This is a genomic window from Joostella atrarenae (assembly GCF_021764745.1).
In the GTDB taxonomy this organism is placed as follows: domain Bacteria; phylum Bacteroidota; class Bacteroidia; order Flavobacteriales; family Flavobacteriaceae; genus Galbibacter; species Galbibacter atrarenae.
This window is the reverse complement of the sequence record NZ_JAETXX010000005.1, coordinates 114,280-129,303: the sequence shown is the minus strand read 5'-3', so window position 1 is coordinate 129,303 and position 15,024 is coordinate 114,280. Positions and strand designations below refer to the sequence as shown.

At 33.3% G+C, this 15,024-nt stretch carries 15 protein-coding genes; 11 read left to right on the top strand and 4 right to left on the bottom strand.

Going from position 1 to position 15,024, the window contains the following annotated elements; all coding sequences use genetic code 11:
• Positions 1-72 precede the first annotated feature (72 nt).
• The 8 genes from JM658_RS09665 (at position 73) to JM658_RS09630 (ending at position 7,287) form a co-directional block, all read left to right on the top strand.
• Positions 73-1,143, top strand: a complete 1,071-nt coding sequence (locus JM658_RS09665) for an SRPBCC family protein (RefSeq protein ID WP_236959053.1) — start codon at positions 73-75, stop codon at positions 1,141-1,143.
• A 540-nt stretch (positions 1,144-1,683) separates the two neighbouring features.
• Positions 1,684-2,022, top strand: a complete 339-nt coding sequence (locus tag JM658_RS09660) for a P-II family nitrogen regulator (protein ID WP_236959052.1) — start codon at positions 1,684-1,686, stop codon at positions 2,020-2,022.
• 29 nt (positions 2,023-2,051) lie between these two features.
• Entirely contained in the window at positions 2,052-3,281 is a 1,230-nt protein-coding gene (locus JM658_RS09655; RefSeq protein ID WP_236959051.1) for an ammonium transporter, read from the top strand.
• A gap of 138 nt (positions 3,282-3,419) precedes the next feature.
• Positions 3,420-4,478: a porin gene (locus JM658_RS09650; protein ID WP_236959050.1), complete on the top strand. Its 1,059-nt coding sequence runs from the start codon at positions 3,420-3,422 to the stop codon at positions 4,476-4,478.
• A gap of 339 nt (positions 4,479-4,817) precedes the next feature.
• The gene (locus JM658_RS17215; RefSeq protein WP_236959049.1) at positions 4,818-5,663 is read left to right on the top strand and encodes a helix-turn-helix domain-containing protein; all 846 of its coding nucleotides are present in this window, start codon (positions 4,818-4,820) and stop codon (positions 5,661-5,663) included.
• 169 nt (positions 5,664-5,832) lie between these two features.
• Positions 5,833-6,234, top strand: a complete 402-nt coding sequence (locus tag JM658_RS09640; protein ID WP_236959048.1) for a doxX family protein — start codon at positions 5,833-5,835, stop codon at positions 6,232-6,234.
• A gap of 100 nt (positions 6,235-6,334) precedes the next feature.
• Positions 6,335-6,883 carry a carboxymuconolactone decarboxylase family protein gene (locus JM658_RS09635; protein WP_236959047.1) on the top strand — a complete coding sequence of 183 codons (549 nt, stop codon included), beginning with the start codon at positions 6,335-6,337 and terminating at the stop codon, positions 6,881-6,883.
• 29 nt (positions 6,884-6,912) lie between these two features.
• Entirely contained in the window at positions 6,913-7,287 is a 375-nt protein-coding gene (locus JM658_RS09630; RefSeq protein WP_236959046.1) for a hypothetical protein, read from the top strand.
• 61 nt (positions 7,288-7,348) lie between these two features.
• Here JM658_RS09630 and JM658_RS09625 read toward each other — a convergent pair whose 3' ends face one another.
• Positions 7,349-8,419, bottom strand: coding sequence for a hypothetical protein (locus JM658_RS09625; protein WP_236959045.1), 1,071 nt, complete (start codon positions 8,417-8,419; stop codon positions 7,349-7,351).
• A gap of 100 nt (positions 8,420-8,519) precedes the next feature.
• On the opposite strand from JM658_RS09625, the gene JM658_RS09620 reads away from it, so the two are divergent.
• The 3 genes from JM658_RS09620 to JM658_RS09610 are packed head-to-tail and all read left to right on the top strand — an operon-like array spanning position 8,520 to position 12,420.
• Positions 8,520-9,413 carry an ABC transporter ATP-binding protein gene (locus tag JM658_RS09620; RefSeq protein WP_236959044.1) on the top strand — a complete coding sequence of 298 codons (894 nt, stop codon included), beginning with the start codon at positions 8,520-8,522 and terminating at the stop codon, positions 9,411-9,413.
• A gap of 8 nt (positions 9,414-9,421) precedes the next feature.
• Positions 9,422-10,252 carry an ABC transporter permease gene (locus JM658_RS09615; RefSeq protein WP_236959043.1) on the top strand — a complete coding sequence of 277 codons (831 nt, stop codon included), beginning with the start codon at positions 9,422-9,424 and terminating at the stop codon, positions 10,250-10,252.
• A gap of 11 nt (positions 10,253-10,263) precedes the next feature.
• Positions 10,264-12,420 carry a T9SS type B sorting domain-containing protein gene (locus JM658_RS09610; RefSeq protein WP_236959042.1) on the top strand — a complete coding sequence of 719 codons (2,157 nt, stop codon included), beginning with the start codon at positions 10,264-10,266 and terminating at the stop codon, positions 12,418-12,420.
• A 10-nt stretch (positions 12,421-12,430) separates the two neighbouring features.
• Here the strand turns inward: JM658_RS09610 and JM658_RS09605 are convergent, their stop codons facing one another.
• From JM658_RS09605 to JM658_RS09595, 3 genes are all read right to left on the bottom strand, one after another.
• The gene (locus JM658_RS09605; protein ID WP_236959041.1) at positions 12,431-13,855 is read right to left on the bottom strand and encodes an L-serine ammonia-lyase; all 1,425 of its coding nucleotides are present in this window, start codon (positions 13,853-13,855) and stop codon (positions 12,431-12,433) included.
• 159 nt (positions 13,856-14,014) lie between these two features.
• Complete coding sequence (locus JM658_RS09600; RefSeq protein WP_236959040.1) at positions 14,015-14,629, bottom strand: alpha-ketoglutarate-dependent dioxygenase AlkB family protein; 615 nt, start codon at positions 14,627-14,629, stop codon at positions 14,015-14,017.
• A gap of 71 nt (positions 14,630-14,700) precedes the next feature.
• Positions 14,701-14,997: a cupin domain-containing protein gene (locus JM658_RS09595; protein WP_236959039.1), complete on the bottom strand. Its 297-nt coding sequence runs from the start codon at positions 14,995-14,997 to the stop codon at positions 14,701-14,703.
• Positions 14,998-15,024: the final 27 nt, after the last annotated feature.

Sequence of the window (15,024 nt, the reverse complement as noted above, 5' to 3'; positions counted from 1 at the left end):
TTTAATGTATTTAAAAAATCTTTATAGAAACGTACATTTTTTGTACATTGGGTATAACATATACACTTTTTTATGAGAATTTTAAAATACCTTATCTTCTTACTCCTTATAACTGCTATAGGGGTAGCTATCTATGTAGCAATACAACCTGACAATTACAAGGTTTCAACAAACGCTACCATACAAGCACCTCAACCAGTAATATACAACTACATTAACGATTTAAAAGAATGGCCAAAATGGAGTCCATGGCATGAAAAGGATAAAAATGCTTCTGTTTCTTTTGGAGAAGTCTCTAAAGGACAAGACGCATCTTATTCTTGGAATGGAGAGACCATGGGAGAAGGTACTATTAAAACCAATTACAGTAAAAAAGATTCCATAAACCAAACTATTAATTTTATAACCCCTTACGAATCTACTTCAAAAATTTTCTGGACACTCTCTCCTGTTGAAAAACAAAAAGAAACAGTGGTAACTTGGGGGATGGAAGGAAAACTCAGCTTTACAGAGAAAGCTATGATTCTACTAAAAGGCGACATGGAAGCTGATTTAACAAAAGACTTTAATAGAGGACTACAAAAGTTAGATAGCCTGATTATATCAGACATGAAAAAATACAGTATTTCTATCATTGGAGAAACTGCATACGGAGGAGGCTACTACTTATACCAAACAGCTAGCGCCAAACAAAACGAAATTGATATTGCTACTAAAAGAATTTTTCCTGAGATTAAATCTTTTATGGAAAATAGTTATGTAACTGCAGCTGGAAATGAGTTCATCTTATTTCAACAGATGAACGATAATAACGAAACTGCCATCTTTTCTGCTAGTATTCCTATTAAAGAAAGAATAGGCACACCACCTGGAAGCACTATACTATGTGATTTTATTGAACCAGGCAACTATTTTAAAACAGTATTAAAAGGTGATTATAGCAACATTAATGAAACATGGATCAAGGCTAGAGAAGCAATGAAACAGCAAAACCTAGAACCAGATCCTACTAAATACCCATTTGAAACACACATTAGAACTTCAAAGGAATATCCTAATCCAGCTGATCATTTAACTGAGGTTTATATTCCAATACTATCATCTGTAAATACATCTTCAGTAATTAATACTGAACAATATTAGATATTCAATCAACTAAATAACAACATCTATATATAAGGAGTGATAATTACATCACTCCTTTATTATTTACAAGAATTTTGAGCATCTTCTATATGACTCATAAAATAATCATCCGATTAAGCTGTTATCAGATTGTTGTCAAAAATATTATGACAACTATCTCTCCCCTTGTTACGAGCACACCTTAGTAAGTTACCCTTTCTCTCAACTCCCCTCTTCTTCTGAATGCAGTAAAATCATCTACAACTATTGTATAAGAAGAAAGTCATAAACTATTATTTAGTAAGAATTACCTTCAGTCTTTGTGGCAATTATAATTCATTTCAAAAAATCCGAATTAACTACACTAAAACTTCATCATTTTTTAATTGCCCCTAAAAATTAAGCGTTTAAAAATTTAAAAATAACATCAATATTATATTTACCCCTAATTTTAATAGGGGTGTTATTAATAATTCAATAAAAATTAAACGAATACCCCCTATTTTTTTTCCCATAACAATTTTTTAACATAGTTTTAAGCAAACAAATCATTTAAATATGAAGAAAATTGAAGCCATTATTCGTAAATCAAAATTTGATGACGTTAGAGATGCGTTACATCAAGTAGAAGTAAACTTTTTTAGTTACTGGGATGTTACGGGAGTAGGTAACGAGAAAAAAGGCCATGTATATCGTGGGGTAAGTTACAGTACAGCCGACATCCAAAGACGGTATTTATCAATCATTGTTTCAGATGAATTTGCTGAACGAACGATTGAAGCAATCCTTAAATCAGCATATTCAGGAAATGTTGGTGACGGTAAAGTTATAGTATCTCCTGTAGAAGAAGCCTATCGCATTAGAACGAGAGAAAAAGGCAAAGAATCATTAAAATAAACCAACTAAACTAATTAAAAAAACTCTTTATGGAAACAAACGTTATAGAAGTGAACGCAGTTCTAGATATAATGTGGATAATGATCGCGGGAATCCTCGTGTTTTTTATGCAATCAGGTTTTACACTTGTAGAATCTGGTTTCACAAGATCTAAAAACGTAATCAATATAGTAATGAAAAACTTTGTGGATCTCGCTGTAGGTTCATTAGCTTTTTGGTTTATTGGTTACACATTAATGTATGGAGAGTCTATCGGTAGCTTTATCGGTACTCCTTCATTATTCTACAATGTAAGAGAAGATATGCACAACTTATTCTTTCAAACAGTATTCTGTGCAACGGCAGCTACCATAGTTTCTGGAGCTGTTGCAGAAAGAACTAAGTTTACTACATATGTAATCTTTTCTTTAATAATGACAACACTAATCTATCCTATCTCTGGCCATTGGGTTTGGCAAGGAGACGGATGGTTAACAAAACTAGGTTTTATAGATTTTGCTGGATCAACAGTTGTACACTCCGTTGGAGGATGGGCTGCTTTGGTGGGAGCAATTCTAGTAGGACCAAGAATAGGAAAATATACAGAAGGAAAATCAAATGCTATCCCAGGACACAATATGATGTTTGGAGCACTTGGAGTATTTATCCTTTGGCTAGGATGGTTTGGATTTAATGCTGGATCTGAGTTAGCAATTAGCGGAGAAAGCTCATTCAACGCAGCAGGAATTATCATCACTACAAACCTTGCAGCAGCAGCAGGTGCAGTTACTGCACTAGCGCTAACATGGATTCGCTACGGAAAACCAGAGGTATCTATGACTCTTAACGGTGCTTTGGCTGGTCTTGTTGGAATCACGGCAGGATGTGCTGCAGTAAGTCCTGGAGGCGCTGCTATTATTGGTGTCCTTTCTGGCTTAACAGTTGTTTTCTCTATAGAATTTATTGATAAAACTCTAAAAATAGATGATCCAGTTGGAGCAATTTCTGTACACGGTGTATGTGGAGCTCTTGGAACTTTACTAGTAGGTGTTTTCGCTACTGATGGAGGACTTCTTTACGGAGGAGGATTCGGTCAACTTGGAGTTCAAGCTATTGGAGTTGTAGGAATTGGTGCATGGGCATTAATCACCTCATTTATTGTATTATTCATTCTGAAGAAAACATTAGGATTAAGAGTTACAAAAGAAGAAGAAATAGAAGGATTAGATATGCATGAGCACGATGGTGCTGCATATCCAGATTTCACTATAGATCGTTAGTTAGTTAGTTTTTAATTAAGGGAAATGAACGGAGCGGTATTTGGCGGTACGCTCCGTTCTGCACCCACTTTCACATAGCTAACAATTATTATTTGATTCATTAAACACATAAACCAAACAACTATTAACTATAGAATTATGAAAGCGATTACAAAAACAAATATCGTAAAAAATATATTTATCCTAGCAGTATCTTTCGCTAGCTTTAGCACATTTGCCCAAGAAGACAAAAAGTTCTCTTTTAGCGGTTCTGCAGATGTGTATTGGAAAACTAATTTTACTGGTACTAATGAAGCTGATGAAGACGGAATGTTCAACACTCCTCCTACTTCATTTGCCAATAGAAGCGGTTTCGCCCTTGGAATGGCAAATCTAATAGCATCATACGAAGGTGAAAAGGTAGGATTTGTAGCCGATTTAGTATTTGGACCTCGTGGGGAAGACGCTGTATTCTTATCTACAGGATCTGCAAATATTGTTAATCAATTATACGTATACTGGAATGTAAGCGAGAAAGTAAGACTTACTATGGGTAACTTTAATACATTTTTAGGGTATGAAGTAATCTCTCCTGTAGGTAACTTCAACTATTCAACTTCTTATATGTTCTCGTACGGACCATTCTCACATACAGGAATTAAAGCAGACTTTACATTATCTGATGATTTCTCTTTAATGTTAGCTGTTATGAACAGTACAGACTTTACAGAAATTAATTTAGACGGAAGCTATACAGCTGGTGCTCAATTAGGATATAAAGGTCAATATTTAAACTTTATCTATGGAGCGCAGACAGGATTACCAGGAAAGACTTTCCAAGTAGATTATACAGGTGGATTTGATTTATCTGATGCTTTTTACTTAGGAATAAATACAACTTATAATACTACTGATGACTCTGGATTCTACGGTTTCGCACTATATCCGCAATATGACACTTCTGAAAAATTCTCTATTGGACTACGTGGGGAATACTTTAAAGAATTTGATGGCGGTGTAGGTGTTTTCGGATTAGCTCCAGATAGCGATGCTGATGTTTTTGAATTTACACTGACAGGAAATTATAAAATAAGTGATTTAACTATAAAACCAGAATTAAGAATTGATAGTGCTTCTGAAGACATCTTTTTAAATAATGACGATGAAGCCACTGGAAGTCTAGCATCATTCTTAGTAGCGGCAGTTTATTCTTTCTAATCAACCAAAAATATTCTTAGGTTATAATAAAATAATCCCTAAACGATTAATAAAATAAATAGCCAAAGAATAAAAGTCTTTAAAGACTAAAGAAATTTAAAATTAGCCGTTTACTCGTTCTAAGTGTAACCCTAGGGTTACGAAGCCTGGTGGTGGCTCCGCCAGGCTTTTTTTTATTCACTATATTTTGAGAACGTAACAACCTCAAACATAAGCCGAAAAAATCTCCAACCTTATCACTACTTATATTCTACATTATTATTCGATTAAACTATAATCGATTAAAATTTTCTTTACTTTTGATAGTCATCAGATTAATTGACTACCAAAAAACGGAAAGTGGCTGTACAAGATATTATAACATATGGTTTTAATGATATTTTCAATATAAGCATTGTTGACTTCGACAAAGCTTGCCTCATAAATGAATCTGGTCAACTAAATACATATACCATCTATTGGATCAAAGAAGGTAAGGCCGACTACAATATAGATTTCAAAACGTACGCTATAGATAAAAGTGTGATTTTCTTTCTTTCTCCTGGTCAAATATTCAGTGTTGATAATGAAAAAATAAAAACAGCTTATAAGCTCTCTTTTAAAAGAGATTTTTATTGTATCCAAACGCACGACAAAGAAGTCTCTTGTAATGGTGTTTTATTTAATAATCTATACGAAACACCTTTTGTAAGTCCGTCAGAAGAAGAGAATAAAAAGCTTCAGTTTATAATCGACAGCTTATTAGATGAACTAAAAAGTGAAAATACAGGACAATACGATCTCTTACAAGCGTATTTAAAACAGTTTATTGTTAATTCCGTTAGAATAAAAAAAGAAATTACTCCTTTAAAAACAGATGAAGAAACTGTACTTTTTAAAGAATTTAGCCTATTAGTAGAGCAATTTTATAAAGAAGAACACACCGTTACCTCATATGCTAATAGATTGGGTATTTCTCCAAAATCTTTAACCAAACATTTTCAAAGGTTAGGATTTGATACTCCAAGTGACATTATTAAAAATAGAATTATCCTCGAAGCCAAAAGGCAACTAAGCTATACAAACAACTCCGTTAAGGAGATTGCTTTTATGCTAGGCTTTAATGATCCTGCGTATTTTACTCGCTTTTTCAAAAAGGCATTAACTGTTTCTCCTCTTCAATACAGAAATAAAGATGCCAATTAAAGCTGTTAATAATTCAGCTAAAAGAAAAATACTACTCAAACTCTGTTTTTTCCACTTCAATCTCATAAACACCACATGTGCATGTGCTAGGAACCTTTGTCCATTTTTTCAACACTGTAAAGATCACATCTTTGTACCATCAAATTATAACAACTAAAATTATCAAGTTATGAAAACAGGAAATTATTTAATTCAATTAGGATTCGGTTTATTATTTATATGGGGAGGGATCGAAAAATTCATCGAAGGTTTTATGGGAGGAGTAGGTCTAGAAAATATGGCCGCTTTATTAATGAATAACGGATTATCATTTTTAGGAGAAAGCGGAGCTATTATGCTATCTGGAGTATTGGCTTTTTTAGAATTAATTGCTGGTATATTACTGGTTATCAATAAAAAAATATTTTACTCCTACACTTTCCTAGCATTTATAATGTTAATGGCCTTAATAATAGTTCATATCCCTTCTGGAAACTGGATGAATATAATGATACACATTGCATTACTATTAGCGCTATCTGGATTGGCAATTAATACACAAACCTCAACAATTACAAAAGTACAAGCGTAAGGAACTTTTGTCCATTTATCAGCCTCACTATATCCTTCATCTTTGTATCAAACAAAAAACAATAAAATAGAATATATATAAATCATTAAAACAAAATATTATGAGTACTAGAATCAAAACATTAAACCCAGAAACTACAACAGGAAAATCAAAAGAATTATTTGATGCTGTGCAGAAAAAATTAGGATTTGTTCCTAATCTATTAAAGGTATTAGGAAACTCTCCTGCAACATTAGAAACTTACTTAACACTAGGTAGTTTAACCGAAAAAGGAAATTTTAAGCACAAAGTAAGAGAACAATTAGCGCTTACTATTGCAGAAACCAATAATTGTGATTACTGTTTATCAGCACATTCAAAAATCGGATCTGGACATGGTTTAACTGCTGAAGAAATAAATAAAAACAGAAAAGGAACTTCTGAAGATGCTAAGATTGAAGCGTTACTTCAGTTTACAAAAAAAGTTACTGAAAATAAAGGAGTTGTTTCTGATGCCGACTTAAAAACCTTTAAAGACGCAGGATATACAGACGAAGACGTTCTTGAAGTAGTTTTAAATGTAGTTGCAAATACACTTACAAATTATGTAAACCATATTGCAGATACAGAAATAGACTTCCCTGTTGTAGAAGCAGGAAAATTCAACTAATTAATAAGTAACCAAAAAAATATAAAATTATGAGTACTACAAGCAACAATCACGAAACTGAAATTAAGAATGCTTTAAATGAACTAGAATCTTTACTTGGAAAAGGAGAATTCCTAACGGCAATGGATAAATACTTAGATGACGATGTTGTGCTTCAAGAAGCAAATAACGATCCTAAAATAGGTAAAGAAGTATGTATTATTGCTGAAAAAGAATTATTAGAAACAGTTTCTGAGTTTATCCGTTATGAAATTAAAAACATTGCAGTACAAGGGGATATTTCTTATTACGAAGCTATAATGGAGTTCAAAACAAAAGATGGTGAACATCATAAATTTGAACAAGTTAATAGAACACAATGGAAAAATGGAAAAATAATCAACGAGCGTTATTACCATTCATAAATAAAATTTCCCTTCATTAATCTTTGAGAGCTGCTTCCGAAAGGAAAGCAGCTCTTTTTATTTAAGAATCATGAAGCAATCGCTTCATACTTACATCTTCATAGTTTCTTCGTACAAATTCTAAAGCAACCCTTACAACTTGCCCCATTGAACGACATCTCTTAAACTTCATATCCAACGTATAGTTATAAAGTTCATTTTTTAACTCTTCCAAATTTTCAGGAGTAGTAATATGGTCATTTATCATGCAACGCAACAATGCCTTTAATCGCTTTTTTGTAGTTAAAATTCGCTTTGCTAATAACGAACGCTCTTCTTTTTTATATTGCTCAATAGATGCTGGCTTTAAACGCTCTTGCACCATTTCTACCATTTTAAAGTTTTCTTTAAAAAACTGTGGTTTATACACTTTAAAATTCCCTTCATAACACTGTTGGTCAAAATCAATAGCCCGGATTTTAAAAATCACATTGTCAAAATCATGAACAGGAATAATCACATAATTATAAGAACGCATATCTCCCAACAAGCGTATCATACAGCGCTCATTAAACTTAACAAACTCTTTTGCTATTTGACTTTTTTGAATATCTGTACATTGAGGTAATGAGTTTTTAATAAATTCATCTCCAGGAATTCCAGAAATATGCTCCTCAATAAGAGTATCGTCATATACTGCAAAATTCATTCTATTTGGGGATAATATATGCTCTAACTCTAAGCCATAAACACGAGAGGCATCTGCCTTTTTCACATATATATACGTATAATTATCATTTAAAACATTACGTACTTTTATACGAAAAGGTTGCGAATTTCCGAAGGTACAGAAATCAATAGCATCGATATTTAAATATTGAAAAGTATCTTCATTACCATCAGAAAAAATCAATGTATACACCTGCTTCAAATGGTAATCTATCTCCGGTCTTTCAAATTCAGAATAGTAAACACGAATCCATAACGTATCATTATCATCTTCGTCATAAACTACTACGGAACCTGAAAAGCGTAATAAATCATCATAAGAAATAGGAATCTTAGTGGTTCTGCTATAACGCTCCAAATAGGTTAGTAAACGCTCGCTCACCGGATAAGAAGGTTTTTTCTTCGACATTAATTTTTCACTCATATCCTTTTTCTTCTAATTTAATCAAATTTAATCTATATTATTGTAACAATTCTATTCAGAATTCGTCAAGTTAATAGAATCAACTCGAAAAAAGAAAAATTTGGAAACTATTCTTACTGTAAATAATCTTACCAAGAAATTTGATCTTTTGACTGCTGTGAACGATCTTTCTTTTACTATTGAAAAGGGAAACGTATACGGTATTCTAGGTCCTAATGGAAGTGGGAAGTCTACCACTCTAGGTATTGTGCTTAATGTAGTTAATAAAACTGCGGGAGAATTCTCTTGGTTTGAAGGAAATGTATCTACACACCAAGCACTAAAAAAAGTAGGCGCTATTATTGAGCGTCCTAATTTTTATCCTTACATGACGGCTATCCAAAACCTCAAATTGGTATGTAAGATAAAGGAAGTTCCTGAAGATAAGATCGAGGAAAAACTAGAACTCGTTGGACTTTTAGATCGTAAAGACAGTAATTTCAAGACATATTCTTTAGGGATGAAGCAACGCCTTGCAATTGCTTCTGCATTATTAAACGATCCTGAAATATTAATTCTAGATGAGCCTACAAACGGATTAGATCCACAAGGAATTCATCAGATAAGGGAGATTATAAAAAAAATAGCTGCCATGGGAACTACAATCCTTTTGGCCTCCCATTTATTAGACGAAGTAGAAAAAGTATGTTCACATGTAATCATTCTTAGAAAAGGAATAAAATTATATGCAGGCCGTGTAGATGAAATGATTGCTAGCCACGGATTCTTTGAATTGAAGGCTGAAAACGAAAAAGCTCTCATCGATTTATTAAATAATAACCCTGCTTTTGGTTCTATAAAAACTGAAAATGGACTTATTACAGCATTTCTAAAAGAGCCTATGGATGCTACTACATTTAATAAATTCATGTTCGAAAATGGAATTGTACTTTCCCATTTGGTAAAAAGAAAAGAAAGTTTAGAAGAGCAATTCCTAACCCTAACAAAAAATTAATCTCACTGATGAAAAGACTACTTCAAATAGAATTTATAAAACTCTGGAATAACCGCGCAAGCAAGTTTTTAATTATTGCATATTTTGTTTTACTAACCTTTATTGCCCTTTTTGCTACTGTAAAATTTGATATCGGTGAGGTTAATTTCCAATTAGCAGATCAAGGGATTTTTAATTTCCCATATATCTGGCATTTCAACACTTATATTGCCGCCTTCTTTAAGCTATTTCTAGCGATTGTTATTGTATCGATGATGTCGAACGAATACAGTAACAAAACAATAAAACAGAATCTTATTGACGGACTTAGTAAAAAAGAATTCATTCTCTCTAAGTTCCTTACTGTAGTTGTTTTTTCAATCGTCTCTACGATATTTATTTTTATAATATCTCTAATATTGGGGCTTTGTTACTCTGATTATAATGAGCTAAGTATTATTTTTTCTGACTTAGAATACCTATTTGCTTTCTTTGTAAAACTTCTTGGTTTTTTCTCCTTCTGTTTATTCTTAGGGATTTTAGTAAAAAGATCTGCATTTGCATTAGGTTTCCTAATTTTATGGCAAGTTATAGAAGGTCTTCTATTTGGACTTGTTCGTTGGCAAACTGATGGAGAAACTACGAGTTTGATAACACAATTTTTACCATTAAATGCAATGAGTAACCTTATCCCAGAGCCTTTTAGCAGACTTGGGGCTGTACAATCTGTAGCCAACCAAATGGGAGAACCTCTAAGTAAAGATTATGCTGTGCATTGGTACACGGTATTAATTGTTTTATTATGGACATTCATCTTTATTTACCTATCATTTAAACTTCTAAAAAAGAGAGACTTGTAAACAAATACTAAATGCCAGCCCTAAAATATTACCTACCTATACTTTTACTACTTTCTTTTGTAGAATTTAGTTCAGTACAAACACTATCTCCGCTCCCAAATGATTGCGTTAATGCAATAACTGTTTGCGGAGATGGCTCCATTTCTTCTAATGCTATAGGAAATGGCTCTACTGACTTTAAACCAAATGATATTTGCAGCGGAAGAGAGACAAATAGCATTTGGATAAAAATTAATATTTCTAGTACAGGAACACTTGGCTTTAATCTTAAGCCTCAGAACCCTGACCTATCTGTTGACTATGATTTTTTTGTATTTGGCGCAAATAAAGCATGTGGGAGCTTAGGCCAAGCAATTCGATGTTCAACTACAAATCCGCTCCAAGCAGGACTCACAACAAATATGACTGGGATGAATGGTAGTTCTATAGAAACTTCCGAAGGTCCTGGTAATGACGGAAACAGCTTTGTTAAATGGCTCGATGTTACCGCAGGAGAGTTTTATTATATTATGATTGAACGCCATTATGGTGATAGTAGTTTTAATATTGAATGGACAGGAAGCGCTACAACTGGAAAATCACCTTTCCCTCCAACTCCAACCGCAGCAAAAATTAAAGATGATACTATTTGTAATAATAGCGGAACAAATGTATTTAACCTCAACAATTATTCATCATCTATTAACTCAAACATCAATAACACTATAACATTCTATTCTTCGGAAAGTGACGCTTACGATAACATTAATCCGATTGCTTCTAATCAGACCCTTTCAGAAGAAGAAAAAACAATTTATAGCAGGGTAACCAATGTTAATGGTTGCTTTGACGTTACAAGTTTTAAAATTTCAGCATATAAAAATCCTACAGCTACTAACACCACTTTAGTGCAATGTGATCTAGATAATAATTCAACCGATGGAATTACAAACTTTAATCTAACACAAGCTGAAAATGAAATAACCAACGGCAACTCAGATATTCTAGTTTACTATTACAAATCTATTGCCGATAGGAATTCAGATAATTACATTATAAATCCTAATGATTTTAGAACTGATAAAACAATTATCTATACGAAAATAGTAAACAAAAATGGCTGTAATGACTTTGGAGAAATAAAACTAGAAGTTACACCTACACTAGCTAGTCTTAATGAAATAGGTCCTTTTTATACTTGCGAAAATGATGAAAACAACATTAATCCTGAGGGAACCTTTAATTTAAAAGATGTTAAAGAAACCTACTTTAAGAATTTAGACATTGCTTTTTATAGTACACGAAATGATGCCTCTTTAGAACTCAACAAAATCAATAACGATTTAATTACGTCGACTGATAAAGCAATTTTTGTTAGAATTGAAGACAACAATAAATGTCAAGAGGTAAAAAAGTTTGATCTAATTGTAAGTAAAAAACCTCTAGTAAATCTCCCCGATCCTCTTCCTAAGTTATGCCTTAACAATCCAACAGCTAGAATATCCGCAGAATCGGGTTTTGATAAATATGAATGGATAAAAATTAACAACAATGGAACTGAAACTACTATTGGGAATAATCAAAATATAGTAATCACTTCAACAGGTAATTACAAACTTGTTTTAACAAGCATATACTATAACACTTCTGGAGGCATAAAAAATGAATGTTCAAATTCTGAAGTTTTTACAATCAACGCTTCTAACATAGCAACTTTTAGACCAGAACCTGAAATAAATGATATTCATGGCAACAATAAAGTCACTGTTTTTGTTGAAGGCGAGGGCGATTATTTATATGCAATAGACAATCCCTCTGGCCCCTTCCAAGTAAGTAATATTTTTGAAGATGTTCCTAAGGGGTTTTCTACTATTTATGTCCAAGATAAAAATGGCTGCGGAATTGTTTCTAAAACCATTTCTGTGATTGGTTACGATAAGTTTTTCACCCCAAATAATGATATGCAAAATGACTATTGGAAAATTTATGGCATCAATTCATCTACCCAATCGAAATCACTTGTATTTATTTATGATAGATATGGAAAGCTTGTTAAACAACTGAACCCATTGAGTAAAGGTTGGGACGGCACATTTAATGGAACTCCACTACCCGCCTCTGATTATTGGTTTCGAGTAAAATTAGAAGATGGTCGTGATTTTAAAGGCCACTTCTCCTTAAAACGATAAGGTCTTTTAATTAACAATCACTTAAATTCACTCCTACAGCCAAGCCACCTTCTGAAGTCTCTTTATATTTAGAATTCATATCTTTTGCAGTTTCCCACATAGTATTTACCACTTTATCCAAAGGCACTTTTACGTTCTTCGGATCAGTTTCTAAAGCTAATTCTGCCGCATTAATAGCCTTTATGGCCCCCATAGAATTACGCTCAATGCAAGGCACTTGAACAAGCCCTGCAATAGGGTCGCATGTTAGTCCTAAGTGATGCTCCATTGCTATTTCTGCTGCCACTAAAACTTGATCTGGACTTCCTCCAAGAAGTTCCGTTAGCGCTCCTGCAGCCATTGCTGATGAAACCCCAATTTCTGCCTGACATCCACCCATTGCTGCTGAAATTGTAGCTCCCTTTTTAAAGATACTTCCTATTTCTCCTGCAACTAATAAGAACTTTTTTATTTCATCAAATCCAGCTTCATGATTTTCGATCACCATATAATACATTAAAACTGAAGGAATTACTCCTGCACTACCATTTGTTGGTGCTGTTACAACTCTCCCTAAAGCTGCATTTACTTCATTTACAGCAATTGCAAAACAACTTACCCATTTTAGAATTTGGCGGAATTTAACCTCCGTATGACGAATAGATTCCAACCATTCTTGAGGGGTATTATACTTTATATCTCCTATTAATTTTTTATGCGTATCATAAGCTCTTCTACGAACATTAAGACCGCCAGGAAGATTTCCTTCAGTATGACAGCCTGTATACATACATTCAAGCATGGTATTCCAAATACGGTGCAACTCACGATCTATCTCTTCATCAGAGCGTAAAGAACGTTCGTTTGCCAAAACAATTTCAGAAATACTTGAGTTTTCTTGAAGACAATATGCTAAAAGCTCTGTTCCCTTTTGTGTTGGAAAAGGGAATGACTTTAAAGTTTCTAAATTCTCCTTTGCGTGAATCAACTCTTCTTTTACAACAAATCCTCCACCAATAGAATAATACGTTTCTTGTACCGACTCTCCTGTAATTAGTTCTGCTTCGAAAGTAAGTCCGTTTGCGTGAAAAGGAAGAAAATCTCTGTGAAAAATAATTCCCTCTTTGAAATTAAAATCAAGTTTCTTTTCACCATTTAAATCCAAACGATTTTCAGTCTTTATCGTATTAACAATACCATCAATATCTTCGATAGGAATATACTCTGGATCTGCTCCAGTAAGACCTAATAAAATTGCAAGATCTGTAGCATGCCCTTTCCCTGTTAATGAAAGAGACCCATACACATGAACTTTTACGGCTACCACTTTATCAAATAAACCGTCTTCCTTCAATTCTGAAATCCATCGCTCTCCAGCTCTCCACGGTCCTAAGGTGTGGGAACTAGATGGTCCCACTCCAATCTTTAACATATCGAAAACACTAATACACTCCATTACGCAATCGTTTTAGGTGGCCGCAAATATACATTTTGTTAGTGAAGTAAAAAGTATTCCAAATGAAAGTTATAAACGAAAATTGAAAATTCTCACTTCTATTACATTCTTTAAACCAACTTATAAAAAACACCCTATATTTTGAACGAAAAACATACATCATTCTTTTTCATCTATCGTTCTAAAGGTTAGATTCACTCTTGGTTTCATTTTTAGTTTTGTAGGAGGAAGCCGATGTAGCCAATATGTTTGTGTAGTTCCTTTCATTTCTAACAAACTCCCATTTTCTAAGAAAACATCGATTTTCTCCTTGCTGCTTTTATGTTTAAAAGAAAACTTACGCTCAGCACCAAAGCTTAATGATCCAATAGATCCATTTTTTTTAAGAGCTGTCTCTCCATCGCTATGCCAAGCCATACCCTCACTCCCATCATGATATAGGTTTAATAAACAAGAGTTAAATGTTTCTCCAGTGGTTGCCTCAACTTTTTCCTTGAGTTCTAATAATGTTTCCGTCCAAGGAAGGGCAGATTTTGTAGTTTTTGAATAGGTATAATCAAAGGGTTTATCTCCATACCATGCCACTTTTCGCTTTGTAACAATAAGTTTACCAAAAATAATAGCCTCATCATTTCTCCATTGGATCTCCTCTAACAGCTGCTCATAATAAGCATTTGCTTCTTTCCTACTAAACAAAGTCCCGTAATAAAAAACTTCCCCATCATTAGGTAAAAGATTGCGTTCACTTTGGGGTGCTAAATTAAATAAGTCCATTGGGATAATATATACAAAAAGACGAATAGTTAAAAGCTATTCCAACTAAAAAATGTGTTTTGTAAACTGTATTATTCTTGAGAAAGTAAGCACAAACTATCCTCTATTGCAACTACAGAATGTGTAACTTCAACTGGAATATCAAACTCCTCATATTGATTTAGTATAATCGTTCTTCCCTCCTCGACATACTTTACAGCTCCTTCTAAAACTGTTAACTTTGAAATTCTATGCGCTTTATGTTCTTTTAAAACCATATCCTTCTTAAACCCCAAAACCAACACTTTAAAATGTGTATTTTGATGAAGCGATTGCGCAACTGGACTCTTACTACTGTCCAATTTTCGTTTTACATCTATAATAGTCATAACCCCTTGTGATTTACTGTTCTAATT

Excerpts from the sequence above, each read along its gene's own strand:
- JM658_RS09665 (WP_236959053.1), top strand. The coding sequence starts at position 73 with ATGAGAATTTTAAAATACCTTATCTTCTTACTCCTTATAACTGCTATA.
- JM658_RS09660 (WP_236959052.1), top strand. The coding sequence starts at position 1,684 with ATGAAGAAAATTGAAGCCATTATTCGTAAATCAAAATTTGATGACGTT.
- JM658_RS09655 (WP_236959051.1), top strand. The coding sequence starts at position 2,052 with ATGGAAACAAACGTTATAGAAGTGAACGCAGTTCTAGATATAATGTGG.
- JM658_RS09650 (WP_236959050.1), top strand. The coding sequence starts at position 3,420 with ATGAAAGCGATTACAAAAACAAATATCGTAAAAAATATATTTATCCTA.
- JM658_RS09640 (WP_236959048.1), top strand. The coding sequence starts at position 5,833 with ATGAAAACAGGAAATTATTTAATTCAATTAGGATTCGGTTTATTATTT.
- JM658_RS09635 (WP_236959047.1), top strand. The coding sequence starts at position 6,335 with ATGAGTACTAGAATCAAAACATTAAACCCAGAAACTACAACAGGAAAA.
- JM658_RS09630 (WP_236959046.1), top strand. The coding sequence starts at position 6,913 with ATGAGTACTACAAGCAACAATCACGAAACTGAAATTAAGAATGCTTTA.
- JM658_RS09625 (WP_236959045.1), bottom strand. The coding sequence starts at position 8,419 with ATGAGTGAAAAATTAATGTCGAAGAAAAAACCTTCTTATCCGGTGAGC.
- JM658_RS09615 (WP_236959043.1), top strand. The coding sequence starts at position 9,422 with ATGAAAAGACTACTTCAAATAGAATTTATAAAACTCTGGAATAACCGC.
- JM658_RS09610 (WP_236959042.1), top strand. The coding sequence starts at position 10,264 with ATGCCAGCCCTAAAATATTACCTACCTATACTTTTACTACTTTCTTTT.
- JM658_RS09605 (WP_236959041.1), bottom strand. The coding sequence starts at position 13,855 with ATGGAGTGTATTAGTGTTTTCGATATGTTAAAGATTGGAGTGGGACCA.
- JM658_RS09600 (WP_236959040.1), bottom strand. The coding sequence starts at position 14,629 with ATGGACTTATTTAATTTAGCACCCCAAAGTGAACGCAATCTTTTACCT.
- JM658_RS09595 (WP_236959039.1), bottom strand. The coding sequence starts at position 14,997 with ATGACTATTATAGATGTAAAACGAAAATTGGACAGTAGTAAGAGTCCA.